At 62.6% G+C, this 22,468-nt stretch carries 19 protein-coding genes and 4 tRNA genes; 15 read left to right on the top strand and 8 right to left on the bottom strand.

Features of this window, described 5'->3' with window-relative positions; translation table 11 throughout:
- Positions 1–3 precede the first annotated feature (3 nt).
- The 3 genes from OUZ30_RS11540 to dnaQ are packed head-to-tail and all read left to right on the top strand — an operon-like array spanning position 4 to position 1,878.
- On the top strand, positions 4–687 hold the full coding sequence (locus tag OUZ30_RS11540) for a methyltransferase domain-containing protein (protein WP_266182466.1): 684 nt from the start codon (positions 4–6) through the stop codon (positions 685–687).
- A gap of 28 nt (positions 688–715) precedes the next feature.
- Positions 716–1,159 carry a ribonuclease HI gene (gene rnhA, locus OUZ30_RS11535; protein ID WP_266182465.1) on the top strand — a complete coding sequence of 148 codons (444 nt, stop codon included), beginning with the start codon at positions 716–718 and terminating at the stop codon, positions 1,157–1,159.
- The gene (dnaQ, locus tag OUZ30_RS11530) at positions 1,156–1,878 is read left to right on the top strand and encodes a DNA polymerase III subunit epsilon (RefSeq protein WP_266182464.1); all 723 of its coding nucleotides are present in this window, start codon (positions 1,156–1,158) and stop codon (positions 1,876–1,878) included. The genes rnhA and dnaQ overlap by 4 nt, the downstream gene beginning before the upstream one ends.
- 56 nt (positions 1,879–1,934) lie before the next feature.
- Here the strand turns inward: dnaQ and OUZ30_RS11525 are convergent, their stop codons facing one another.
- The 4 genes from OUZ30_RS11525 to ppsA all read right to left on the bottom strand — a co-directional run bounded on the left by OUZ30_RS11525 (position 1,935) and on the right by ppsA (position 6,404).
- Positions 1,935–2,636 (bottom strand): PP2C family protein-serine/threonine phosphatase, encoded by a 702-nt coding sequence (locus tag OUZ30_RS11525; protein WP_266182463.1) that lies wholly within the window; start codon positions 2,634–2,636, stop codon positions 1,935–1,937.
- Between the two features lie 310 nt (positions 2,637–2,946).
- A tRNA-Ser gene (locus tag OUZ30_RS11520) sits at positions 2,947–3,036 on the bottom strand.
- Positions 3,037–3,126: 90 nt separating this feature from the next.
- A complete protein-coding gene (lepB, locus tag OUZ30_RS11515; RefSeq protein ID WP_266182462.1) occupies positions 3,127–3,801 on the bottom strand; it encodes a signal peptidase I in 675 nt (224 codons plus the stop codon).
- Positions 3,802–4,031: 230 nt separating this feature from the next.
- Positions 4,032–6,404 (bottom strand): phosphoenolpyruvate synthase, encoded by a 2,373-nt coding sequence (ppsA, locus tag OUZ30_RS11510; RefSeq protein ID WP_266182461.1) that lies wholly within the window; start codon positions 6,402–6,404, stop codon positions 4,032–4,034.
- Between the two features lie 233 nt (positions 6,405–6,637).
- Between ppsA and ppsR the strand changes: the two genes are divergently transcribed.
- Together ppsR and OUZ30_RS11500 are read left to right on the top strand one after the other, a co-directional pair.
- The gene (gene ppsR, locus OUZ30_RS11505) at positions 6,638–7,453 is read left to right on the top strand and encodes a posphoenolpyruvate synthetase regulatory kinase/phosphorylase PpsR (RefSeq protein WP_266182460.1); all 816 of its coding nucleotides are present in this window, start codon (positions 6,638–6,640) and stop codon (positions 7,451–7,453) included.
- A 29-nt stretch (positions 7,454–7,482) separates the two neighbouring features.
- Entirely contained in the window at positions 7,483–7,974 is a 492-nt protein-coding gene (locus OUZ30_RS11500; protein ID WP_266182459.1) for a DUF1249 domain-containing protein, read from the top strand.
- A 131-nt stretch (positions 7,975–8,105) separates the two neighbouring features.
- Here OUZ30_RS11500 and OUZ30_RS11495 read toward each other — a convergent pair.
- The 3 genes from OUZ30_RS11495 to OUZ30_RS11485 form a co-directional block, all read right to left on the bottom strand.
- Positions 8,106–8,182 (bottom strand) — tRNA-Asp (locus tag OUZ30_RS11495).
- A 34-nt stretch (positions 8,183–8,216) separates the two neighbouring features.
- A tRNA-Glu gene (locus tag OUZ30_RS11490) sits at positions 8,217–8,292 on the bottom strand.
- A gap of 13 nt (positions 8,293–8,305) precedes the next feature.
- A tRNA-Ala gene (locus tag OUZ30_RS11485) sits at positions 8,306–8,381 on the bottom strand.
- A 217-nt stretch (positions 8,382–8,598) separates the two neighbouring features.
- On the opposite strand from OUZ30_RS11485, the gene OUZ30_RS11480 reads away from it, so the two are divergent.
- The 5 genes from OUZ30_RS11480 (at position 8,599) to OUZ30_RS11460 (ending at position 13,765) form a co-directional block, all read left to right on the top strand.
- Positions 8,599–10,368 (top strand): cation:proton antiporter, encoded by a 1,770-nt coding sequence (locus OUZ30_RS11480; protein WP_266182458.1) that lies wholly within the window; start codon positions 8,599–8,601, stop codon positions 10,366–10,368.
- A gap of 221 nt (positions 10,369–10,589) precedes the next feature.
- Positions 10,590–11,372 carry an FKBP-type peptidyl-prolyl cis-trans isomerase gene (locus OUZ30_RS11475; RefSeq protein WP_266182457.1) on the top strand — a complete coding sequence of 261 codons (783 nt, stop codon included), beginning with the start codon at positions 10,590–10,592 and terminating at the stop codon, positions 11,370–11,372.
- Between the two features lie 193 nt (positions 11,373–11,565).
- On the top strand, positions 11,566–12,903 hold the full coding sequence (locus OUZ30_RS11470; RefSeq protein WP_266182456.1) for a UDP-glucose dehydrogenase family protein: 1,338 nt from the start codon (positions 11,566–11,568) through the stop codon (positions 12,901–12,903).
- Between the two features lie 2 nt (positions 12,904–12,905).
- Positions 12,906–13,124, top strand: a complete 219-nt coding sequence (locus OUZ30_RS11465) for a SlyX family protein (RefSeq protein WP_266182455.1) — start codon at positions 12,906–12,908, stop codon at positions 13,122–13,124.
- Positions 13,125–13,168: 44 nt separating this feature from the next.
- Positions 13,169–13,765, top strand: a complete 597-nt coding sequence (locus tag OUZ30_RS11460) for a DUF2058 domain-containing protein (RefSeq protein WP_266182454.1) — start codon at positions 13,169–13,171, stop codon at positions 13,763–13,765.
- Between the two features lie 81 nt (positions 13,766–13,846).
- Here OUZ30_RS11460 and OUZ30_RS11455 read toward each other — a convergent pair whose 3' ends face one another.
- Complete coding sequence (locus OUZ30_RS11455; RefSeq protein ID WP_266183161.1) at positions 13,847–15,946, bottom strand: 3-hydroxyacyl-CoA dehydrogenase NAD-binding domain-containing protein; 2,100 nt, start codon at positions 15,944–15,946, stop codon at positions 13,847–13,849.
- Positions 15,947–16,150: 204 nt separating this feature from the next.
- On the opposite strand from OUZ30_RS11455, the gene OUZ30_RS11450 reads away from it, so the two are divergent.
- From OUZ30_RS11450 to OUZ30_RS11430, 5 genes are all read left to right on the top strand, one after another.
- On the top strand, positions 16,151–16,645 hold the full coding sequence (locus OUZ30_RS11450; RefSeq protein WP_266182453.1) for a hypothetical protein: 495 nt from the start codon (positions 16,151–16,153) through the stop codon (positions 16,643–16,645).
- 1 nt (position 16,646) lies between these two features.
- Positions 16,647–19,208: a putative bifunctional diguanylate cyclase/phosphodiesterase gene (locus OUZ30_RS11445; RefSeq protein WP_266182452.1), complete on the top strand. Its 2,562-nt coding sequence runs from the start codon at positions 16,647–16,649 to the stop codon at positions 19,206–19,208.
- A gap of 286 nt (positions 19,209–19,494) precedes the next feature.
- Positions 19,495–20,094 (top strand): RNA polymerase sigma factor RpoE, encoded by a 600-nt coding sequence (rpoE, locus tag OUZ30_RS11440; protein WP_266182451.1) that lies wholly within the window; start codon positions 19,495–19,497, stop codon positions 20,092–20,094.
- Positions 20,087–20,740, top strand: coding sequence for a sigma-E factor negative regulatory protein (locus tag OUZ30_RS11435; RefSeq protein WP_266182450.1), 654 nt, complete (start codon positions 20,087–20,089; stop codon positions 20,738–20,740). Before rpoE ends, OUZ30_RS11435 begins: the two co-directional genes overlap by 8 nt.
- A gap of 115 nt (positions 20,741–20,855) precedes the next feature.
- Complete coding sequence (locus OUZ30_RS11430) at positions 20,856–22,340, top strand: DegQ family serine endoprotease (RefSeq protein ID WP_266182449.1); 1,485 nt, start codon at positions 20,856–20,858, stop codon at positions 22,338–22,340.
- Positions 22,341–22,468: the final 128 nt, after the last annotated feature.

Below are 22,468 nucleotides of genomic sequence, written 5' to 3'. Positions count from 1 at the left end.
GGCATGTCGCAGCGCGACCAAGACATCTACACCAGCACGCCGTTGCGCAGCCTGCTCGCCGAAGAGACGGTGGCCCTGGTGCCGGAATTGCAGCGTTGCAGCGGCACGCATGCGCTACTGGTCAGTGCCGCGCCAGACGACGTACCGCCCGTCTTACCCTTGCTCGGCAACTGGACCCGATTGCGCCTTAACGCTGATCGTTACGGGGGCGACGTGTATGGGCGCAGTGACGAAGCGCTCCCCTTCCTGGACGACGCGTTCGATCTGGTGCTGTTGCGTCATGCGCTGGAAGTATCCGGTACGCCGCAGGCGCTGCTGGAAGAGGCTTCGCGCGTATTGGCACCAGGAGGCATCTTGGCGCTCACTGGCTTGCATCCGTTCAGTGCCTGGCTGCCGTGGATGATGTGGCGTACTCGCGGGCGCCCGCCCGCCCTGCGTTCGCCGCTGTTGTTGGAACGGTGGGCTCGGCGGCTTGACCTGGACATTGAACGAGTGGAGCGGGTTGGCCGTCTCTGGCCCAGCAGCAGCGTCGGCCTGGATGCAGCACATAGTCTCGGTGGAGGGTATCTGCTGATCGCGCGCAAGCGGCGTCGCATGGCAACGCCCATCCGCCTGAAGCCAAAACCCGTGTCCGCGCCTGTGAATGTGGGATTGGCGCCCGGCGCGCGTCGCAACGCGGCACCATGACAAATAACGATTGCAATGATGGGTAACAATGACTGACGTGCAAGCTTTTACGGATGGCGCGTGCCTGGGTAATCCCGGGCCGGGTGGATGGGCTGCCTTATTGCGTGCCAAGGGAACCGAGCGGATGCTCGCCGGTGGCGATGCGGCCACCACCAACAATCGCATGGAACTGATGGCTGCCATCGGTGCCTTGGAAGCGTTGACGCGCCCCTGCAAGGTCTCGCTGACAACCGACTCTCGCTATGTGATGCAAGGTATCGAGGAATGGGTGCCGAAGTGGCGCGCCAACGGTTGGCGCACGGCTGACAAGAAGCCTGTGAAAAACCAGGACTTGTGGGAGCGTTTGTCCGCGGCGACTCAGATGCATGAAGTGCGCTGGCACTGGGTGAAAGGCCATAACGGCCATGCCGAGAACGAGCGTGTCGATCAGGCGGCGCGCGAGCAAGCCGAGCAGTTCAGGAGCAAGGCATGAGACAGATCGTGCTCGACACCGAGACCACGGGCCTCGAAGTGCGGCAGGGTCATCGACTGATCGAAATCGCCTGCGTGGAGATGATCGGGCGTCGCCCGAGCGGCCTTCATTATCAGACCTATCTCAATCCGGATCGCGCGATCGACGAAGGCGCGCGCCAGGTCACCGGCATTGAAGATGCGTTCCTGCTCGACAAGCCGCATTTCATCGATGTGGTGGACGAGTTTCTGGCCTTCATCGAGGGGGCCGAACTGATCATCCATAATGCCAGCTTCGACGTCGGGTTTCTGGATGCGGAACTGGCGCGCGCGGGTGAGCACTACGGCCGCATCGCCGATCGCTGCAGCGTGCTCGATACGCTGGTGATGGCGCGCGAGCGTTATCCGGGGCAGCGCAATAGCCTCGATGCGTTATGCAAGCGCCTTGGGGTGGACAATTCGGCGCGTGACCTCCACGGCGGCCTGATCGATGCGCAGCTGTTGGCCGAGGTGTATCTGGCGATGACCTCGGGTCAGGTCGGACTCGACCTCGGCTTTGATGGCGCGCAGGAGCAGGGCGGGTCAGTGGCGATGGCACCCTTGGTGCTCGATCGTCGACCACGCGTATTGCGCGCGAGCGACGAGGAGATTGCCAGCCATGAACATCGCCTCGATGGGCTGGACAAGAGCGCCGGTGGGATCAGCGTGTGGCGTCGCGAGGAAGCTGGCACCGTCAATTAGCCGGCTAGGGCGACCGGCACTAATCTCTGTCGGTTGCACGAGGCTCGCGAAGATCCTCAGTTGACGCGCGCGAGGATCGCCGTGATGTTGTCGCTGCCGCCGCCGTCCAATGCGGCGAGCAGCAGATGTTCGACGCACTCCTGGGCCGACAGGTCCTGGCGTGACACGATGCTTGCGATGGTGGTGTCGCCGACTTCTTCGGTCAGCCCGTCGCTGCACAGCAAAAAGCATGTGCCTGGCTCCAGTCGGCCGCGCGCCATCCCGATATGTAGCTGATCGGCGGCCGTGATGCCGAGGGCCTGGGTGATCACGTTGCGCTGCGGATGACGTGCGGCCTGCGCCGGATCAAGCGTGCCGGCGGCGACCAGTTCCTGCACCAGCGAATGATCGTGACTGACCTGACGCAGATGGTTCTGCCACAAATAGACACGACTATCGCCGACCCAGACCACTTCGTAATTTTCCGGACCCAGCCTTAGCGCGGCAATCGTGGTGCCCATGGGGCGAGGGTCGTTGAAGCTACGGCTGAACTGGATCAGCCGCTCGTCTGCGGCACGAACCGCTTCAACGAGGCTGTGCCCGCGCGCAACCAGGTCCGCGACGGCATCGCGTACCAGGGCTGATGCCACCTCACCGTGCTGATGGCCGCCCATGCCGTCGGCGACCAGAAACAGGCCGAGCGAGGCGTCGGCGTAATAAGTGTCTTCATTGCGCGTACGACGCAATCCAACGTGGGTTCCGTGTCCGAATTCAATCATGGGAGACCTGGATTGGCGGGTCGTTGGGAGCATGACGGATGTGGGGGGATTGCGCAAAGAAGCGAGTCAGTGATCGGCTGATTTGGCCTGAGCTGAAGATGTGATGTTGTGCGAAGCGAGGCGTGGGGACTGAGGGGTGGGATTGTCGGGTCCATCCATGGACCCGACCCCTTCGCGCTTGCGCGCTACGGGGCCAGCCTGCGGCTGTCCAAAATGGTTCCGGACCATTTTGTCGAACCGAGTGGGTTCGTCCACACCACCCTCTCCGCCAGAAACGCAAAACGCCCCACGAGGGGGCGTTTTGCGTTTCTGGCGGAGAGGGTGGGATTCGAACCCACGGTACGCTTACACGTACGCCTGATTTCGAGTCAGGTACATTCGACCACTCTGCCACCTCTCCAAAAACGGTGCGTGTGGTCCACGCGAGCCGGCAATCTTACGCGGACTGGGGCGTGCTGACAACTGGTTTTGCGATTCAGGCCCCTGCGATTTATTGCAGGGCCGCGCCCCAGCGGTCGTTGCGGGGCAGGTAGTGGTTGCCGGGGTCGAGTGAGACCGCAACGCGGGTAGCGCGGCCGGTGATTTCGTGGCGGGGGAAGAAGCCGAAGTAGCGCGAATCGGCGCTGTTGTCGCGGTTGTCGCCAAGTAGCAGGTACTGGCCGGCGGGCACGGTAACGGGCCCGAAATCGTTGCTATGACCTGCCTGGGCGATCGACCAGCGCACCGGATGATGCATGGCGCCGACATTTTCCATGGCGTATCGCGCAGGGTCCTCGCGATCGTCGCGGATGCCTTGTACAGCGATGGGTTCGTAGCTGGCGGGTTGGCCGTTGATGTAGAGGTGGTTTTGTTGGAGCGCGATCTCGTCGCCGGGTACGCCAATCACCCGCTTGACCAGCCGTTCGTTGGCACCGGCGGAGTCCAGCACCACGATGTCGCCACGTTGTGGGTCGGCGCGATGGATCAGCGAGATATGGGTAAACGGGACGCGCACATCGTAGGCGGCCTTGTCGACCAGGATGCGGTCGCCGATGCGGATGGTGGGTTGCATCGAGCCGGTGGGAACCACGTTCCAGTCCGCGATGGCGCTGCGGAATATGACCATGCAAAGCATGAAGGTGACGAAGCCCTTGTTGCGGGAGATAAGGCCCAGGACGGCGCGCATGGTATTCCCCTTCGTGAGGCCGGCGGGAGCCGGCCGTGCCAAGCAGAGACTCGGTCGCGCCCGCAAAGTTTCCTCGAAGCGGGCTTTATTTGTAGCAGCGCACCCAGTGCGCGAAAAGCCTACGCAGCGGCGACGCGGCAACTCCGCGTTCGCGCACAGGGTGCGCTCCTATAAGAAAAAAAGGAAAGGGGCGGTGTCGCCACCGCCCCTTGGTTCGCTTGCTATCGGCTTCAGGCCGACTTGCGCTTGGCCAGTCGCAGCCAGGTATCGACCACGGTGTCGGGGTTGAGCGATACCGACTCAATGCCCTGGTCCATCAGCCACTCGGCGAGATCCGGATGATCGGACGGGCCCTGGCCGCAGATGCCCACGTACTTGCCCTTTTCGCGGGCTGTGTGGATCGCCATCGCCAGCAGCTTCTTCACCGCCGGGTCGCGCTCATCGAACAGGTTCGCCACGATGCTGGAGTCGCGGTCCAGGCCGAGGGTGAGCTGGGTGAGGTCGTTGGAGCCGATCGAGAAGCCGTCGAAGATCTCCAGGAACTCGGCGGCGAGCAGGGCGTTCGATGGGACCTCGCACATCATGATGATCTTGAGATCGTGTTCGCGCTGCTTGAGGCCGTTCTTGGCCAACACCTCGATCACCTTGCGGCCTTCGCCGAGCGTGCGCACGAACGGGATCATCACCCAGATGTTGTCCAGGCCCATCACTTCGCGCACGCGTTTGACCGCTTTGCACTCCAGTGCGAACGATGCGGCAAAGCCCGGGTCGACATAACGGCTGGCGCCGCGGTAGCCGATCATCGGATTCTCTTCGTGCGGCTCGTAGCGCGAACCGCCGATCAGGCCGGCGTACTCGTTCGACTTGAAGTCGGACAGGCGCACGATCACCGGCTTCGGATACACCGAGGCGGCGATGGTGGCGATGCCTTCCGCCAGACGGTCGACATAGAACGACACCGGGTCGGCGTAGCCGGCCATGCGTTCGTCGATCTTCTTCTTGGTTTCGGCGTCCTGCTTGGCATATTCCAGCAGTGCCTTCGGATGCACGCCGATATGGCTGGCGATGATCATTTCCAGGCGCGCCAGGCCGATGCCTGCGTTCGGCAGCATGCCGAAGTCGAACGCACGCTCCGGGTTGGCCACGTTCATCATGATCTTCAGCGGCGCTTCGGGCATGTCGCCCAGGTCCGCGGTGACGCGCTCAAACTTCAGCACGCCCTGGTAGATCATGCCGGTGTCGCCCTCGGCGCAGGACACGGTCACTTCTGCGCCATCGGGAATAACGTCCAGGCCGTTGCCGGTGCCGACGACGGCCGGCACACCCAGTTCGCGGGCGATGATGGCGGCGTGGCAGGTGCGGCCACCGCGGTTGGTGACGATGGCAGCGGCACGCTTCATCACCGGCTCCCAATCGGGGTCGGTCATGTCGGCAATCAGCACATCGCCGGGCTGCACCTTGCTCATGTCAGCCAGCGAACGGATCACACGGGCCTTGCCGGCACCGATCTTCTGGCCGATGGCGCGGCCCTCGGCCAGCACCTTGCCCTTTTCGTTGAGATGGAAGCGCTCGAGCTGGGTGGCATGCGCGCGCGACTTCACCGTTTCCGGGCGAGCCTGCACGACGTACAGCTTGCCGGTGTTGCCGTCCTTCGCCCATTCGATATCCATCGGGCGACCGTAATGTTGCTCGATCACCAAGGCCTGCTTGGACAATTCCTGCACGTCGTCATCGTTGATGCAGAAGCGGTTGCGCAGTTCGGCCGGGGTTTCCTCGATCCGCACGCGCTCGCCGGGCTTGTCCGAATACACCATGCGCTGCTGCTTGGCGCCAAGGCTGCGACGCAGCACCGCTGGCTTGCCCTGCTTGAGCGTGGGCTTGAACACGTAGAACTCATCTGGGTTCACCGCACCCTGTACGACCATCTCACCGAGGCCGTAGCTGCCGGTGACGAATACCACGTCACGGAAGCCGGACTCGGTGTCCAGCGTGAACAGCACGCCGGAAGCGCCCACATCCGAGCGCACCATCAGCTGCACGCCAGCAGAGAGAAAGACATCCTCGTGCTTGAAGCCCTGGTGCACGCGGTAGGCGATGGCGCGGTCGTTGTACAGCGAGGCAAAGACTTCCTTCACCTTGTGCAGCACGTCCTCGATACCGACCACGTTGAGGAAGGTCTCCTGCTGGCCAGCGAACGATGCGTCCGGCAGATCCTCGGCAGTCGCGGAGGAACGCACGGCCACGGCGATATTGTCCGAGCCGGCGTCCTTGCAGAGCTTGATGTAGGCGTCGCGGACGGCCTGGTCGAGCTCGGTCGGCAGCGGCGTCTCGGTGACCCAGTCACGGATTTCCTTGCCCGCTGCAGTCAGCGCCTCGACGTCATCCACGTCCAGCGTCGCCAGGCGCGCCTGGATACGTTTGGCCACGCCGCTCTTGTCGAGATACTGCTGGAACGCATCAGCCGTGGTGGCAAAACCACCAGGCACGGACACACCGAGTTTGGCGAGATTACCGATCATCTCGCCGAGCGACGCATTCTTGCCGCCGACCTTGCCCAGGTCGGTCATGCGCAGCGTGTCGAGCCAAAGCACCAAGTCGTTCAAGGGAGTCTCCTTAAGAGCTCGTAGGTATTAAAGGTCATCGGTGGCGCGGCTGGCCAGAAACCGGGCTACAAAGAACTGGTATTGTCCGCTGTCGATGGTGCGGAGCACAAGAAGACCATTACGGCCAAAACCCAAGCCAGCTGCATACCAGTCAGGTACGAGTCAAGCAAAGACAGGCTTTACACGTTGAGCTAAGGTGGACGCCAGGAACAGTCAGGGACTTCGGGTTAGCCATGCAGCGAACGGTTTTTTTCATCTCCGATTCCACTGGTATTACGGCCGAGACGATCGGTAACAGTATTCTGGCCCAGTTCGAAGGGGTTCAGTTCGAGAAGCACCGCTTGCCCTTTATCGACGACGCCCACAAGGCGGAAGCGGCGACACTCCGAATCAAGACCCGCTACGCACAGACCGGGCAGCGGCCGATCGTGGTCAATACCATGGCATCGCGTGATCTGTGCGAAATCGTGGCCGAAAGCGGCGCGCTGATGCTGGACGTATTCGCGCCGTTTATCGGGCCGCTGGAGGATGAGCTGGGCGCCAAACGTTCCGGCATGGTGAACCGCTCGCACGGCCTGGTCGACTTTGACAAGTACGAAGCGCGCATCAACGCGACGAACTATGCGCTGTCGCACGACGACGGCATCGATGTGGATTACGCCCAGGCCGACCTGATCCTGGTTGGCGTGTCGCGTTCGGGCAAGACGCCCACCTGTCTGTACATGGCCTTGCATTACGGTGTCAGTGCCGCCAACTATCCGTTGACCGACGACGATCTGGACAAGCTTGAACTTCCGGCTAGGTTGCGTCCTTACAAGGACCGCCTTTTCGGTCTCACCATTGATGCGCAACGACTGGCGCAGATCCGCGAACAGCGGCGCGCCAACAGCCGTTATGCGACGCTTGAGCAGTGCCGCTGGGAGCTTGCGCAGGCGGATAAGCTGATGCGCCGAGAGGGTATTCCCAACCTCAACACGACGCACGTTTCCATCGAGGAAATTGCGAGCAAGATCTTCGACCGCTTTGGTATCGAGCGGACTATGTTCTGAGTTCTGAGCCATAGGAGTTCCTACTGCCCATGAGTGCCGTACTGGACAGCCGCAATGCCTTACTGCCGGGACGCTTTGGCTTCCTGATGGGGCTGTATGCGGAGAACTATCACCGGCTGGCCAAGCTGTTTGCGCCACAGGAGCTGCCGCCCGGTTTCTACGTGTCCAGCGTGGACGATGGGCTCGACGTGCGGCTGCAGATCCAGGAGCGGCATCCGTATACGTTGGAACTGGAGCTCACCTATAACTTCGTCGACGCGCATACCGGGCAGCCATCACCCTCGGCGCAGTTGCGCATGTATACCGACGCGCATGTGGCCGAAGCGCTGCACTGTCATCCTGGACGCCACCTATGGCAGGTGCTTGGGCCGTTTCCGCCGGCGCACACGGTGCTGCAGCATCGCCTGCGCATGAACGGGTTCCTCTCGCGCTGGCTGGAATACCTGGCGGAGCAGGGGCATTCGAAGGGGACCCTGGAGCGATTGGAAGGTCATCACTCCGCTGCTGACGCTGCTTTGTAGGAGCGCACCCCAGTGCGGGACCCCGGCGTTACCGCACCGTAGGCTTTTCGCGCACTGGGTGCGCTCCTACGGTGTCGTCGCGGCTTTCTGCAGGCAACAAAAAACCCGCCAATGGCGGGCTCTTCGTAAAGTGGCGGAGCGGACGGGACTCGAACCCGCGACCTCCGGCGTGACAGGCCAGCATTCTAACCGACTGAACTACCGCTCCACATTTTTCTTCCAGACGCTTACCAAATCCAACTTGGCGTCCCCACGGGGATTCGAACCCCGGTCGCCACCGTGAAAGGGTGATGTCCTAGGCCTCTAGACGATGGGGACATGTCTAAGTTGTTGGTGGAGCCAGGCGGGATCGAACCGCCGACCTCCTGCATGCCATGCAGGCGCTCTCCCAGCTGAGCTATGGCCCCGTGCCTCTGGAAGCCCGAAAGAATAGGTCGGGATTGGGATTTCGTCAAGCATTCGCGACGAAATTTTTTCAAGAATTTGGCATGAACGAATCACAACAACCAGTTACATCGAATCATGGGTGATGCGCGGCGAGGGCGGGAAACCTCGTTGACGTAAAAAGCTGCTGATCGCGTGGCCGATTGCTAGTCTTGCCCGACGTCCCCACGGGTTTTGTCGATGCACGATCTGCAATTCATCCAGGATCTTGCCACCGTCATGCTGATCGCGGGCCTGACGACGGTGATCTTCCAGCGCCTGCGTCAACCGGTCGTGCTTGGATACATCATCGCTGGCGTGCTGGTGGGGCCGTATACGTTTCCCGTCGTCTTCATCCACGACGAGCAATCCATTCGCACGATGTCCGAGCTGGGCGTGATCCTGCTGCTGTTTGCGCTGGGTCTGGAGTTCAGCCTGAAAAAGCTGCGCGAAGTCGGTGGCGCGGCCCTGGTGGCGGCCGTATGCGAAATCGTGTTGATGCTCTGGTTGGGCTACGAAATTGGACGCTTCTTCGGCTGGAGCACGATGGACGCGTTGTTCCTGGGCGCCATGCTGTCGATGTCGTCGACGACGATCATCATGAAGGCGCTCGACGACCTGGGTTTGAAGCGCGAGCGATTCGCCCAGCTGATGTTCGGCATCCTGATCATCGAGGACGTACTGGCCATCGTCTTGATGGCCCTGCTTACCGGCATTGCCAGCACCGGTGGCCTGGAAGCAGGTGAGGCGATGAGTGCGATCGGGCGACTCACGCTGTTCATGGCGGTGTCGCTCGTGGTGGGCTTGTTGCTGGTGCCGCGCGTGGTCGATTACATCGCCCGCGTGAGCCGCGACGATGTGCTGCTGGTGGCGGTGTTGGGCATTTGCTTCGGCTTTTGCCTGCTGGTGACGGAAATGGGCTACAGCGTCGCCCTGGGTGCTTTCCTGATCGGCGCCATCGTGGGTGAATCGCAGAGCGTTGAGCGCGTCGAGCGCATCATTGGTCCGGTGCGTGACATGTTCAGCGCCGTGTTTTTTGTGGCGATCGGCATGCTGATCGATCCAGCCATGCTTTCGACGTACTGGTTGCCCATCCTGGTCGTCACCGTTGTTGTCGTGGTGGGCAAAGTCCTTACCTGCAGCTTCGGTACATTCGTGGCGGGCAATGACGCTCGCACATCGTTGCGCGTCGGCATGGGACTCGCGCAAATCGGTGAATTTTCGTTCGTGATCGCGTCACTGGGTCTAAGCCTCAAGGTGACCAGCGGCTTTCTTTATCCCGTAGCCGTGGCCGTGTCGGCGATTACCACGTTCCTTACGCCTTACCTGATTCGCGCTGCCGACCCTCTGGCCGGCTTGCTGGGGCGGCGCCTGCCCCATCGATTTACCAGCGTGTTTGGCGCCTATACGTACTGGATGGGCAGCCTGAGTCTGGGCGAGCAGGGTGCTGTGGTGATGAAGATGATCCGGCGCCTGGTATGGCACGTGATCATCAACATGATGCTGGTGGTGGCAGCGTTCCTGATCATGTCCTTTCTGTATCGGCGCGGCGTTTTTCACTGGGATTTCCTGGCTGACCGCCCGCAGATCAAGCGTAGTCTGGCGTGGTCCATTGCCGCACTCGTGTCGTTGCCGATGATCGTCGCTGCGTACCGCAAGGCCTCTGCGCTGGGCATGCTGTTGGCGGAACTGGGCATCCCCGAGCGGATCGGTGGCGCCTACAACATGCGTCTTCGCGCTTTGTTGGCGCGAGTGATTCCGTTGGTGACGATGTGGGTGTTGGGCCTGTTGGTTGCCGCGCTGGCCTCGACCATCCTGCCACCGCGTGAGGTGGCCGTCGTGCTGATCCTGATTTTGCTGCTGCTGGTGTGGTTGCTTTGGCGCGGCCTGGTTCGCGTACATGCGCGTTTGCAGGCCGCCTTGCGGGACACGATCGACAAGCCGGGGCGCTCGGATGACGGCCCCGGTTGACCGGGTGGCGTGAAGACGGCACCGATGTCCAGCACGAAGCTTCGTGTAGAAATCGTAAAAAACCACGTTAGTGCGCCACGTCGTGAACTTTCGATGAGAATCGGCGGTCATAGCCCGGCATCGTTGCCAAGACTCAACAAGCGCCGCACAATGCGGGGCCTGCCTCCATCGGGGGGGCTAGTCCGGTAGCGCCGGCATATCCAAATACGAGGGAGTTCCACATGAAGCATTTTCTGCGTCCCACGCTGACGGCGGCCGCGCTGGCTGTTGCACTGGGCCTGACCGCTGGCGTGCACGCACAGGCTGCCAAGCCGGCTGCTGCAGCCCCCGCCGCTGCTCCTGCAGCCGGCACGGTCGACAAGACCAAGGCCAGCTACGTCGTCGGTTGGGATCTGGCGAGCTCGCTGCCGCCGCTGGTCCGTGAAGAAGTGGATCCGGCCACGGTCGCCCGTGCGCTGCAGTCCGCCCTGTCCGGCCAGAAGCCGACCATGAGCGAGGCGGAAGCCAAGCAGGTTCGTGACGCATTTGTGGCCAATCTGCAGGCCAAGGCCAAGGCCGAGTACACCCAGGTCGCCACCAAGAACAAGACGGAAGGCGAAGCCTTCCTGGCCAAGAACAAGGCCGCTCCTGGTGTGAAGACCACCGCTTCGGGCCTGCAGTACCAGGTGATCAGCCAGGGTACCGGTGCCCGTCCGGGTCCGAGCGACACCGTGCAGGTGACCTATGTCGGCAGCTTCGTCAATGGCGAAGTGTTTGACGATTCGGCCAAGCACGAAGGTGGCGGCCCGGCTTCGATCCCGCTCGCTGGCGTGATTCCGGGTTTCCGTGAAGGCATCCAGATGATGCAGGTTGGCGGCCACTACAAGTTCTTCATCCCGTCCAACATCGCCTACGGTGCGCAGCCGCAGAACGGCTTCCCGCCGAATGCGACGATCGTCTTCGACGTGAACCTGGTCAAGACCGGTCCGACCCAGGGCGGCGAACAGCCGGCCGGCGCGAAGTAAGCGCCAGCTAAGCTTCAAGACTAGCAACGGGGCGCGAAGCAATTCGCGCCCCGTTGCTTTTATGGGGATGGCATGTCGTGCCTGACGTGAATGAAAGGTGCCGCTGACGCGTTGCGCTGGCAGTGGCGGTAAACCAGGCTTGCCGCGTGGCCTGCTAGAATCTGTGGTCTTGCTTCCAGGAGTTCTCGCGACAATGAAGGTCACCATTTTTGGCACGGGCTATGTGGGACTGGTCACCGGTGCCTGCCTGGCTGAAATGGGTAACCACGTTGTCTGCGTCGATATCGATGCGAGCAAGGTCGAGCGCCTCAAGCGCGGCGAGATTCCGATCTACGAGCCCGGCCTGGAGCCGATCGTCAAGCGCAACCACGCCAGCGGGCAGCTTGATTTCACTGTTGACCCGGAACCGGCCATCGAGCACGGCCAGGTGGTCTTTATCGCCGTGGGTACGCCGCCCGACGAGGACGGCAGTGCCGACCTCAGGTATGTGCTGGGTGTTGCGCGAACCATCGGCAAGCATCTGGAGCGTTACACGGTCGTCGTCAACAAATCGACCGTGCCAGTCGGCACCGCGGATCGTGTGCGCGAAGCGATTGCCGGCGAGTTGGCGGCGCGTGGCGTTTCGGTCGAGTTTGATGTCGTCTCCAATCCGGAGTTCTTGAAGGAAGGCGATGCGGTGGAGGATTGCCTGCGTCCCGATCGCATCATCATCGGCAGCTCCAGCGAGCGTGCGGTGAATGTGTTGCGCAAACTCTACGCACCGTTCAACCGTAACCACGAACGCACGGTGGTGATGGACGAACGTTCTGCCGAGCTGACCAAGTACGCGGCAAACGCCATGCTGGCTACGAAGATCAGCTTCATGAACGAGATCGCCAATATCGCCGAACGGGTGGGTGCCGATGTTGAGCTGGTGCGCCAAGGCATCGGCTCCGATCCGCGCATTGGCTACCACTTCATCTATCCGGGTGCCGGCTACGGTGGCTCGTGTTTTCCCAAGGATGTGCAGGCGCTGGAGCGAACGGCTCGCGGTGTCGGTTACGACGCGCGCCTGCTCGGTGCCGTCGAAGCCGTCAATCACGATCAGAAGAGCAAGCTGTTTGAGCTTATTTCGCGGCATTTCGATGGTCAGCTGGCTGGCAAGACGGTCGCGTTGTGGGGGCTGGCCTTCAAGCCGAACACCGACGATATGCGCGAGGCATCCAGTCGCAATCTGATGGAGGCGCTGTGGGCAGCCGGTGCCAGAGTGCGTGCGTTCGATCCGGAGGCAGGCAAGGAAACCCATCGCATCTATGGTGATCGCGACGAACTGAGCTTGTGTGACGGTGCTTATCAGGCACTCGACGGTGCCGACGTATTGGCCATCGTCACCGAATGGAAGGCGTTCCGCAGCCCAGATTTCCAGCGCATTCGCGGGATGTTGAAGAGCCCCGCCATTTTCGATGGCCGCAATTTGTATGATCCCGCCGCCGTCGAGGAAGCCGGTCTGGCCTACTATGGCATCGGCCGCGGCCGTAGCCTGAGGCGTTGATGATGTCCGACGATTCACTGCAGCAGCGCTTGACCGAGCTTGAGGTGAGGCTCACCTTCATTGATGACACGGTAAATGCGCTGGCCTCGGCGGATGCGGGGCAGTCCGTACGAATCGCAGCGCTGGAGCGGGCCATTCGCGACTTGCGCAACGAACTGTCGACGGTGCGCGTGTCGCAAAGTCATGATCCGCACAGCGAGCCGCCGCCGCCGCACTATTGATCGCACCACCATCTCTTTCAGTACCACGCAAGCGAGTTCCGATCATGGCCGAATCCCTGCGCGATCAGCTGCTCAAGAGCGGCATCGCCAAACAGGTCCGCGAAGAAAAGCGTCCGCTGCCACCCCAGGGAGGCAAGCCGCCTTTCCAGAAACACGCCGGCAAGCCGCCGCATCACAAGCCGCAAGGCAAGTCTTCGCCATCGCACAAGCCGTCGCAGGGCAAGAGCCAGGAAGAGATCGACCTGGCCAAGGCCTATGCGATCCGCGCGCAGACGGAGGCGAACGAACGCAAGCGCGCCGAGCAGGCGGCGGCCGAGGAGGCTCGCCTCCGTCGTGAGCGCAAGTTGAAGATCCAGCAGTTGCTGGAAGGCAAGACGCTCAACAAGGCCGAAGTGGATCACGTGCGGCATTTCGAGTACGGCGGCAAGATCCGTCGAGTGCACGTGGATGCCGACCAGTTGGCTGCGCTCAATGTCGGCGAGTTGGCTGTGGTGCAACAGCAGGGGCGTTATCTGCTGGTGACGCGTGAGATGGCCGAACAGGTGCGAGCCATCGATGCCCATCTGGTGGCACTGCTGGTTGAGCCTGGCAGCACGTCTGGTGTGGGCGAGGACGGCGTGCCTGATGACCTGATGTGGTGACCGGCACCGCCGCCGGGCGTTGCCCCACATGAAAACCCCCGGCCATGGCCGGGCGTTTCGCTTTTGCCGAGCATGGAGGCCTCAGGCGTCGGCGGCTTCTGTTTGTGTCGTTGCCGTCGACAGATCGAAGCCGGTTTGCATCAGCGCAGGCAGATCCCAGCCACTCTTCGGGGAGAAGCGTTCGCCGTAGCGCTTGGCCAGTCGCTCCAGCTTGCCCTGCAGCACGGATGCGCCTTCGCTGCGCACGTACTGGATCGGGCCACCACGGAAAGGCGCGAAGCCGGTGCCAAAGATCACGCCGGCATCGAGCAGGTCGGCATCGTCGACGACCCCTTCCGCCAGGCAGGCAACCGCCTCGTTGACCATGGGCAGGATCATGCGGTCCTGCAGGTCCGGCGGCAGCACATAGTCGGGATCGACTTCCGGCTTCTGCGGCTTGCCGTCCTGCCATACGTACAGGCCCTGGCCATCCTTTTTGCCGCGCTTGCCGGCTTCGAGCTTTTCTTCCAGCCCTGGCGGCAGTTCGAGGCCGAGGAACGGTGCCAGCTCCCTGCCTACCGAAGCGCACACGTCCAGGCCGACCGTGTCGGCCAGTTCGATGGGCCCCATCGGCATCCCAAACTTCTTCGCTTCCCTATCCAGCACCGGGCCTGGCACGCCTTCGTTATAAAGGCGCATGGCCTCGAGCAGATAAGGCATCAAGATGCGGTTGACGAGAAACCCGGGCGTGCCCTTGACCGCTACTGGTAACTTGCCGATCGCCTTGCAGAAGGCGAGTGCACGCTTCTCGGCGGCGGCATCGAGTTGATCGTGGCGCACCACTTCCACCAGCGGCATCTGTGCCACCGGATTGAAGAAGTGCAGGCCAAGGAATCGCTGCGCTGCTTTCAAGCCGACACGGAGTTCATCCAGCGGAATGCTCGACGTGTTGGTGGCCAACAGCTCATCGGACTGGAATTGCGGTTCGATGATGGCGTAGAGCGCTCTCTTGGCGTCAGCGTTCTCGTAGATCGCTTCGATCGCCAGATCGGCGGTTGCGACGCCCTTGCCGTCGACGTCGGCGCGCAGTCGACGCGCGACCGCCTCGATCTTGTCTGCCGTCTTGAGTTTCTTTTCATAGAACTGGCGTGCGCGATCCAGCGCCGGCTGGATGTACTTCATCTCGCGGTCCTGCAGGGTCACGTCGAAACCCTTGAAGGCGGCCCACGCCGCGATATCACCGCCCATGACGCCGGCACCCACGACATGTACATGCTTGATGCCGTGCTCAATACCACTGCCCTGGGCTTTCAGGCGTTCCTGCAGAAAGAAAATACGGATGAGGTTCTGCGCCGTCGATGTCTCCGCCAGCTTCGCCACCGAACGTGCCTCGAGTTTCAGGCGCTGCTGAATGCTCGAGCCGCCGCGCTTCCATACATCGATCAGGGCGAACGGCGCCGGGTAATGCTCCTTGCGTACCTTGGCAGCCGTCTGCTTGAAAACCATCGGTGCCAGAATCTGGCGGGCCAGCCAAGTATTGGTGGCCCAGGCCTTGGCGCGCAGTGCGAACGGCCGCGCATGAGGGCGACGGAGCAAGGCGCGGGCTTCGGCCAGCAACTCGGTGGGAGGCGCCATGCGGTCCACCACGCCGAGGGCCAGCGCTCGCCTGGCCGACAAGGACTTGCCGGTCAGCATGACCGGCAGCGCCTCGGTGGCGCCAATCAAACGAGGCAGCCGGGCCGTGCCGCCCCAGCCAGGATGGATACCCAGCATGACTTCGGGCAGGCCGATGCGGGTCTTTTCATCGTCCGCGGCGATGCGTTGGCCGCAGGCCAGGACCAGCTCGGTGCCGCCGCCCATGCAGGCGCCGTGAATGGCTGCGACGGTCGGACAGGGTAGGCGCGCCAGCGACTCGAAGACACGCTGGCCGTTCTCGATGTTCTCGAGCACGCTGCCTTGCTGGGCGTACGTCACGAACTCCTTGATATCGGCGCCGACGGCGAAACCGAAGGGCTTGGCCGAATGGATCAGCACGCCGGCGGGCTTCTCGATCGCCAGTCGCTCGACGATCTGGCCAAGCTCGTCCAATACATCGCGCGAGATGGCGTTGACGCTGCTACCCGCGCGATCAAGGGACAGGGTGACGATACCGCTGTCATCCAGGTTCGTCTTCCAGTGATTGAAGCGCAGTCCTTCGAACATGGGCATGGGGAGGGTGACCGGGAAGGCTTGCACCATACCTTCCCGTAGCGAGGAATGCGAGACGGCCCAAGGGCTCGCCGGGCAATCATGAAGATCCCGTAAATCCGCGACCTGTGCACTGCCGCATGGAATATCGGGCCGATTCCGGCGAGGCTTGTATGCCAGGCTTTGCGAAGGCCTCCAGACCCCGTAAGTTAGATGCCAATGAGCACACCGAATCCCAAACCAACCATCCAGGGCGGCGCCGAGATCCTCGAGCGCATCCTGGCCGCGCGCTGGAACCTCATCGCGCTCGAAGGCGGTGACGAAGTGGGTTTGATCGACCAGATGCGCTTGTTGGTGCGCCGCAGCGGCCAGGCGATCTACTTGTGGAATCCGGAAAATGGCCTGGGCAATCTGCGTGAAGAGCACAGCGGCCTGCCGGGTTCCCAGCGCCTGAACATCGCCCTGCGCTATGTGCAGCAGAGCAACCATTTCGGTGTCTATCTGCTGCAGCGGCCGCCGCTGCCCCTGGCCATGGGAGACGCCACCCTGCTGCGCCAGCTGGCGCGTGCCAATACCGGCCACGTGCGGAGAATCGTCTTGCTCGACCCACCCCAGCCCCTGGTTGCCAGCTTCAACGACGTGCTGGTGCGCCTGAGCTGCCAGCCCGAGGCGGCCCAGCGCCCGCGTCTGCGTGATGGCCGTTGGTTGCTCTGACATGACGCATCCTGCCGGCATCCTGGTCATTGCCGCCCAGCGCGAGCTGCGCCGCCTTTTGTTCGACACCTTCGATCGCGACGGGCACTTTGTGGTGCATTCGGCGCGGGACGCCACCCACGCGGGCATTCTGCTGGAGGGGCGGCCGGCACTGGATCTCATCCTGGTGGCATTCGACGGCGACGGACGCGAGGCACTGGCCGGCATTGAAGTGCTGCGAGGCCTGCCGGCTTGTGCGCAGGCACCATTGATCGCCGTGCTCGACGATCAGGCGTTGCTCAAGCCTGCCGTGCTGCCTTCCGGCGTTGCCGACTGGCTCTATGCATCACAGATCGAGCGCGAGTTGCTGGTGCGCTGGCAGCGGCTGCAACGGACTTCGGCTGGGCCTGGCGTGGCGCAGGGTGCCCGTGCGGAAGTAGGTGAGGGCGACTACCGCTTTGCGTTCGACGAGGTCGATAGCGAGTGGTTGATTGTTGACCCGGTGCGAAGCCGGATCCTGGAATTCAGTCCCGCGCTGGCCCGTCATAGCGGGCTTGCCGAGCACGAATTGAGCGGCCGCTCACTGCAGGAAGTGCTCACGTTTGCGGATGTCACGACGGAACAGGTCATCGCCGAAGGCTCTCGGCGCTGGTATCCCGGGCGGCGTCGCTCGGCGCGTGGCGTCGATAGTGGCGAGGCGAGTGCTCGTGCTGTGCGCCATGCGGGGCGCGACGCCGTGGCCTTGGTGTTTCGCAGTGACCGCGCGGGCGCACGCGCGGAGGTGGCGCTTGGTCTGCTGGCCCGCATGTTCGCTTCCGGAAGCGGTGACGAAGGCATCGCCGAGGGGGCACGTTTGCTCTATGAGGAAATGGCGCTGGACTATGTGGCGGTATGGTCGGGGCGACCGGATGACGGCAGCGCACCCATCCAGCTCGTGCAGTACTGGCGGGGCGAGGAGCAGCTCTGGCCCGGGCCGCACCTGCAGAGCTCGCTGCGCCTCGTCCTGGCGGGGCAAGCCATGCTGCATCAGTCCGACGCCGCGCGGTTGGCCGCGGTGGATCCGCTGCTGGAACAGCTGGGCCTGAGTGGGTTCGCCGGCTGGCCGCTACAAGACGAGCGTCGCACGGTGTTGGGCGCCTTGCTGGTCGGCACCCGTCAGCCTTTGCCGGCACTGCCCATCGTCCAGCCTGTGCTGGCCTGTGCCGCTGTGCGATTTGCCCATGCGCTTGAGTTGCGTCACACCCGTGAACAAGGTCGTGCCGAAGGGCTGCTGGATGCGCTCACCGGACTGCCCAATCGATTGCTGTTCAATGACCGTCTCGATACCGTCATCCGCGAGGCCAATCGCACCGGCGAATCGTTCGCCCTGTTGTTCGTGGACCTGGACCGCTTCAAGACCATCAACGACACCCTCGGTCATGCGATCGGCGATCAAGTGCTGCTGACCACGACACAACGCTTGCGTGGCAGCGTGCGCGCCTCCGATACGGTGGCGCGGTACGCCGGTGATGAATTTGTGGTGATTCTGCGCCACATCGTGAAAAGCGATGACGTGCTGCGGATTGCCGAGAAGATCGTGCAGGTGATGGGTGCGCCGTTGCGCATCGACGATGGCACCGAGCTGCAGGTCACGGCATCCATTGGCGTGAGTTTCTTCCCGGACGATGCCCCCGATGCCGAGACCTTGCTCAAGCATGCGGACGAGGCCATGTATGCGGCCAAGAGCCTGGGACGCAACAACTATCAGATCTTCGAGGGCAGCGCCGAGCAGTCACAACAGCAGAACCTCGCGCTGAAATCAGGCCTGCGTCACGCGGAGCACAAGGGCGAGTTGCGTGTGTTCTATCAACCGCAGGTGGATGCGGTGACCGAGGACATCGTCGGTATGGAAGCGCTGGTGCGCTGGGAGCACCCCGAGCTGGGCTTTATCGGTCCGGGCTTCTTCATACCCTTGGCCGAGGAAACCGGCCTGATCGTGTCGATCGGCGAATGGGTGTTGCGTACCGCCTGTCGTCACGCGCAGGAATGGGAGCGGCGCTTTGGCTTGCGCCTGCGCCTGGGTGTCAACCTGTCGGCGGTGCAGTTGATGCAACCCAACCTGCTGGAAATCGTGGCATCGGCGCTCGACGAAAGCGGGCTGGAGGCCAGCCTGCTGGAAATGGAGGTGACCGAGAGCATCAGTATCAAGGCGGCGCCCAATCTGGTGGAGAACCTGCAGGGCCTGCACCGGTTGGGCTGTCGCATTGCCATCGATGATTTCGGTACCGGCGCCGCTTCCCTGGACTATCTGCGCAAGCTGCCGGCCGACCGCATCAAGATTGACCAAAGCTTTGTACGCAATATCGGCGTGGATCCTGACGATGAAGCCATCGTTCGCGCCACCATCGAAATGGCCCACCGCCTCAAGCGGGGCGTCGTGGCGGAAGGCGTGGAGCTGGAGCAGCATATGGAGTTCCTGCGCGCCAACCAGTGTGATGAGCTGCAGGGCTTCCTGTTCTGCCGCCCGCTACCGCAGCCTGCGTTCGAAAAACTCCTGCTGGAGCGCCAGCACCTGCTCGCTGGCGTAAGCGGCACCGCCGCCTGACTTGCGCGAACGCGCCTCATCCCCATATGGATAGGCAATAGGCGCGAGTGCGCCCCGGTTGCCACGCCAGCGGGGGAGGAAGGGTCATCCGATAGCGGTGCGGTGCGCCCTTGGCGTGCTCGTGCGTTCCTGGGTGATGCGACGCTTGATGGCGTCTTCTCCCGGCAGGGGTTGGTAAACATGTGCGGACATGCTGAACTAGGACGCGTTGTTCTTGTCTGAGCAACTCACTCCTGTCCTGAGGCACCCCAAGCGCGTGGCAGCAACGACGAAGGAGATGGCCCGGATGGGCGAGAACGAACTGGACAGCGCGCTGGTCGAACGGGTCCAACAAGGGGACAAGCGGGCTTTTGACCTGCTGGTGCGCAAATACCAGCACAAGGTCATCGGGCTGGTTTCGCGTTATGTGAAGAACTATGCCGAATGCGAGGACATCGCCCAGGAGGCGTTTATCCGCGCGTGGCGGGCCATAGGCTCGTTCCGCGGCGACAGTGCTTTCTATACTTGGCTGTACAAGATTGCCGTCAACACGGCGAAGAACCATCTGGTGGCGATGGGCCGTCGCCCACCGGCGGACGACATCGCTATCGACGATGCGGCGTTTGTGCCTGGTGCCGACCGCATGCACGAGACCGCTACGCCCGAGCGCGAATTGATGCGACAGGAAATTGAACAAACCGTTTTTTCCACTGTCCAATCGCTGCCTGAGGAATTGCGGACCGCGATTACGCTGCGCGAAGTGGATGGCCTGAGCTACGAGGAAATCGCCGAGGCGATGGGTTGTCCGATCGGCACGGTACGTTCACGTATTTTTCGGGCGCGTGAAGCTATTGATGAAAAACTGCGGCCACTGCTGTCAGACCGCGAGGATCGACACCATGAGTGACACCCAACGCGAGAACCTGTCTGCCGGCATGGACGGCGAGCTGTCGAGGGAGGAGCTGCGCTTTCTGTTGCGCAGGCTCGACCATGACGCCTCGTTGCAGCAGGCGTGGTCGCGCTTTCACGTCGCCCGCGAAGGCCTGCGCCGCCAGCTCACGCCGCTGGCGGCCAGCGACTTTGCGAGCAAGGTCATGCACGCGATCGAGCAGGAAGCCGTGGTGGGCCATGGCAAGCGTCGACACTGGCTGCACTGGTCGGCGGGTGGAGCCATCGCGGCCAGCGTGGCGGTTGCGGCGCTGATGATTGCCCAGCCGGCGGGATCGGGAGCAGACCGGGCAATGCCCCAAACGGCATCCGTGACCTCGCACGACTCCACCTTCGACAACGATTCGCGACTGGCTCGCGCCGAAGCACCTGCTGCCGTGCCGCCTTGGGTGAGCGCCTATTCAGCCTCGCAGCTCAGTCAGCAGGCGTCGGCCACGCTGGACAGCGATAGCAACGGCAGCCTGCTGTACTCGCGCAACAACCTGTCCCCATACCAATTGGATCGGTACCGTATCAACAACGGCGATGGCAGCTACCTGCTACTGATTCATCCGGATCAGTCGATGCAGAAGTCGCCGGCGCAGGCTCCTGCCATAGCTCAGTGACACCCCGCCGTGTGTTCGACTCCGCGGCCTGGCGCTTTCCCAAATCCGTTCATCCACACCAGTCCGCTTAGCGGGCTGGTGTGGATGTGCGCCTGAAACATCGATGGAGGAACCCATGAACCGACTCGCCCTGCGCGCACTTTCGTGTTGTGTCTTGATGAGCCTGGCATTGGCTGGTGGTGTGCAGGCACAGAGTGCGCCCGCTGCGCCGAGCCTGCCCGACTTCACCGGGATCGTGCAGAAGAATGCCCCGTCCGTGGTGCATGTCGAAGCCAAATACAGCGGCAAGAAGGCTGGCAAGAGCAAGTCGACCGGCCGCGGCGGACCGGATGCGCCGGATGATGATGATCCGCAGATGGAGATGTTCCGGCGCTTTTTCGGCATGCCAGCGATGCCGTCTCCCGACGAACAGCAGCACACCTCACTGGGTTCGGGATTCATCATCTCCAGCGACGGTTACATCCTGACCAATAACCATGTCGTGGATGATGCGGATACGGTCACGGTGCGCCTGCAGGATCGCCGCACGCTGACTGCCAAGGTCGTGGGTAGCGACCCGCAATACGACATCGCCCTGCTCAAGGTGGATGCAAAAGCCGGCCTGCCCGCCGTGAGCATTGGCGATTCGCGCGCACTCAAGCCCGGCCAGTGGGTGCTGGCGATCGGGTCGCCGTTCGGATTCGATTACACGGTGACACAAGGCATCGTCAGTGCCGTAGGCCGCAACCTGGGTAGCCAGGACCAGCCCTATACCTCGTTTATCCAAACCGATGTGCCGATCAACCGCGGCAACTCCGGTGGGCCGTTGTTCGACCTCCAGGGTCGCGTCGTAGGTGTCAATTCACAGATCTACTCCAACACGGGTGGCTATCAGGGCGTCGCTTTTTCCATCCCAATCGACGTGGCCATGAACGTGGTCAAGCAGATCAAGGAGAAGGGCTATGTCTCGCGCGGCGTTCTGGGGGTGATGGTTCAGGCAGTCACCGATGACGTGGCGAAGGCTTTCAACATCGATAGCGGTTCCGGTGCGGCCGTGACCCAGGTGACGCCTGGGAGCGGCGCGGAGAAGGCGGGCTTGAGGCCTGGGGACGTGATCCTTGCCTATAACGGGCAGAGCATCACCCAGAGTGCCGATCTGCCCCCCCTGGTAGGGCAGACCCCGCCAGGCAGCAAGGCAACGGTGCAGATCCTGCGTGATGGCAAGAAGCAGGACGTGAGTGTCACGGTCGGCGAACTGCCTCGTGACAAGAGCGCCACGATGGCTTCGAAGGATGCTGACAAGCCGGCCGCGCGTACGTCGGCCAGTGCGCTGGGCCTGGCTGTGCAGGACCTCGACAGCGACACCCGCCAGCAATTGGGTCTGAAAGCGGGCGAGGGCGTGGGTATCAGCGGTATCAATGGATCGCTGGCGGCTCGGGCGGGCCTTCAGCCAGGGGATGTGATCCTGATGGTCAACCAGAAGAGGGTGGGCAGTGTCGTTGCGTTCCGGGAGGCGACCAAGGACACCAAGCCGGGCGACACGGTGCTGTTGCTGGTCCGGCACGGAGATCAGAGTGGTTTTATCGGGCTGACGGTGCCTGCAGGCAAGCAGGACGAGTAAGGCTGTCGTTGCACAGGCGGCCGTCGCCGGCCCGCTCTTCTCAGGAGGGCGGGCCCGTGCCGTTTTGGGGCCGAACCCCAGGTTCCGGATCGAGCTTACGTCGATGCGGGTGTGGCGAGGTGGCCGTC

Origin of the sequence: Dyella humicola (assembly GCF_026283945.1) — a bacterium.
GTDB classification, from domain to species: domain Bacteria; phylum Pseudomonadota; class Gammaproteobacteria; order Xanthomonadales; family Rhodanobacteraceae; genus Dyella; species Dyella humicola.
Note: the sequence above shows the minus strand (reverse complement) of the source record. Positions and strands in the feature narration are given on the sequence as shown.

Excerpts from the sequence above, each read along its gene's own strand:
- OUZ30_RS11540 (WP_266182466.1), top strand. The coding sequence starts at position 4 with ATGTCGCAGCGCGACCAAGACATCTACACCAGCACGCCGTTGCGCAGC.
- rnhA (WP_266182465.1), top strand. The coding sequence starts at position 716 with ATGACTGACGTGCAAGCTTTTACGGATGGCGCGTGCCTGGGTAATCCC.
- dnaQ (WP_266182464.1), top strand. The coding sequence starts at position 1,156 with ATGAGACAGATCGTGCTCGACACCGAGACCACGGGCCTCGAAGTGCGG.
- OUZ30_RS11525 (WP_266182463.1), bottom strand. The coding sequence starts at position 2,636 with ATGATTGAATTCGGACACGGAACCCACGTTGGATTGCGTCGTACGCGC.
- lepB (WP_266182462.1), bottom strand. The coding sequence starts at position 3,801 with ATGCGCGCCGTCCTGGGCCTTATCTCCCGCAACAAGGGCTTCGTCACC.
- ppsR (WP_266182460.1), top strand. The coding sequence starts at position 6,638 with ATGCAGCGAACGGTTTTTTTCATCTCCGATTCCACTGGTATTACGGCC.
- OUZ30_RS11500 (WP_266182459.1), top strand. The coding sequence starts at position 7,483 with ATGAGTGCCGTACTGGACAGCCGCAATGCCTTACTGCCGGGACGCTTT.
- OUZ30_RS11480 (WP_266182458.1), top strand. The coding sequence starts at position 8,599 with ATGCACGATCTGCAATTCATCCAGGATCTTGCCACCGTCATGCTGATC.
- OUZ30_RS11475 (WP_266182457.1), top strand. The coding sequence starts at position 10,590 with ATGAAGCATTTTCTGCGTCCCACGCTGACGGCGGCCGCGCTGGCTGTT.
- OUZ30_RS11470 (WP_266182456.1), top strand. The coding sequence starts at position 11,566 with ATGAAGGTCACCATTTTTGGCACGGGCTATGTGGGACTGGTCACCGGT.
- OUZ30_RS11465 (WP_266182455.1), top strand. The coding sequence starts at position 12,906 with ATGTCCGACGATTCACTGCAGCAGCGCTTGACCGAGCTTGAGGTGAGG.
- OUZ30_RS11460 (WP_266182454.1), top strand. The coding sequence starts at position 13,169 with ATGGCCGAATCCCTGCGCGATCAGCTGCTCAAGAGCGGCATCGCCAAA.
- OUZ30_RS11455 (WP_266183161.1), bottom strand. The coding sequence starts at position 15,946 with ATGTTCGAAGGACTGCGCTTCAATCACTGGAAGACGAACCTGGATGAC.
- OUZ30_RS11450 (WP_266182453.1), top strand. The coding sequence starts at position 16,151 with ATGAGCACACCGAATCCCAAACCAACCATCCAGGGCGGCGCCGAGATC.
- OUZ30_RS11445 (WP_266182452.1), top strand. The coding sequence starts at position 16,647 with ATGACGCATCCTGCCGGCATCCTGGTCATTGCCGCCCAGCGCGAGCTG.
- rpoE (WP_266182451.1), top strand. The coding sequence starts at position 19,495 with ATGGGCGAGAACGAACTGGACAGCGCGCTGGTCGAACGGGTCCAACAA.
- OUZ30_RS11435 (WP_266182450.1), top strand. The coding sequence starts at position 20,087 with ATGAGTGACACCCAACGCGAGAACCTGTCTGCCGGCATGGACGGCGAG.
- OUZ30_RS11430 (WP_266182449.1), top strand. The coding sequence starts at position 20,856 with ATGAACCGACTCGCCCTGCGCGCACTTTCGTGTTGTGTCTTGATGAGC.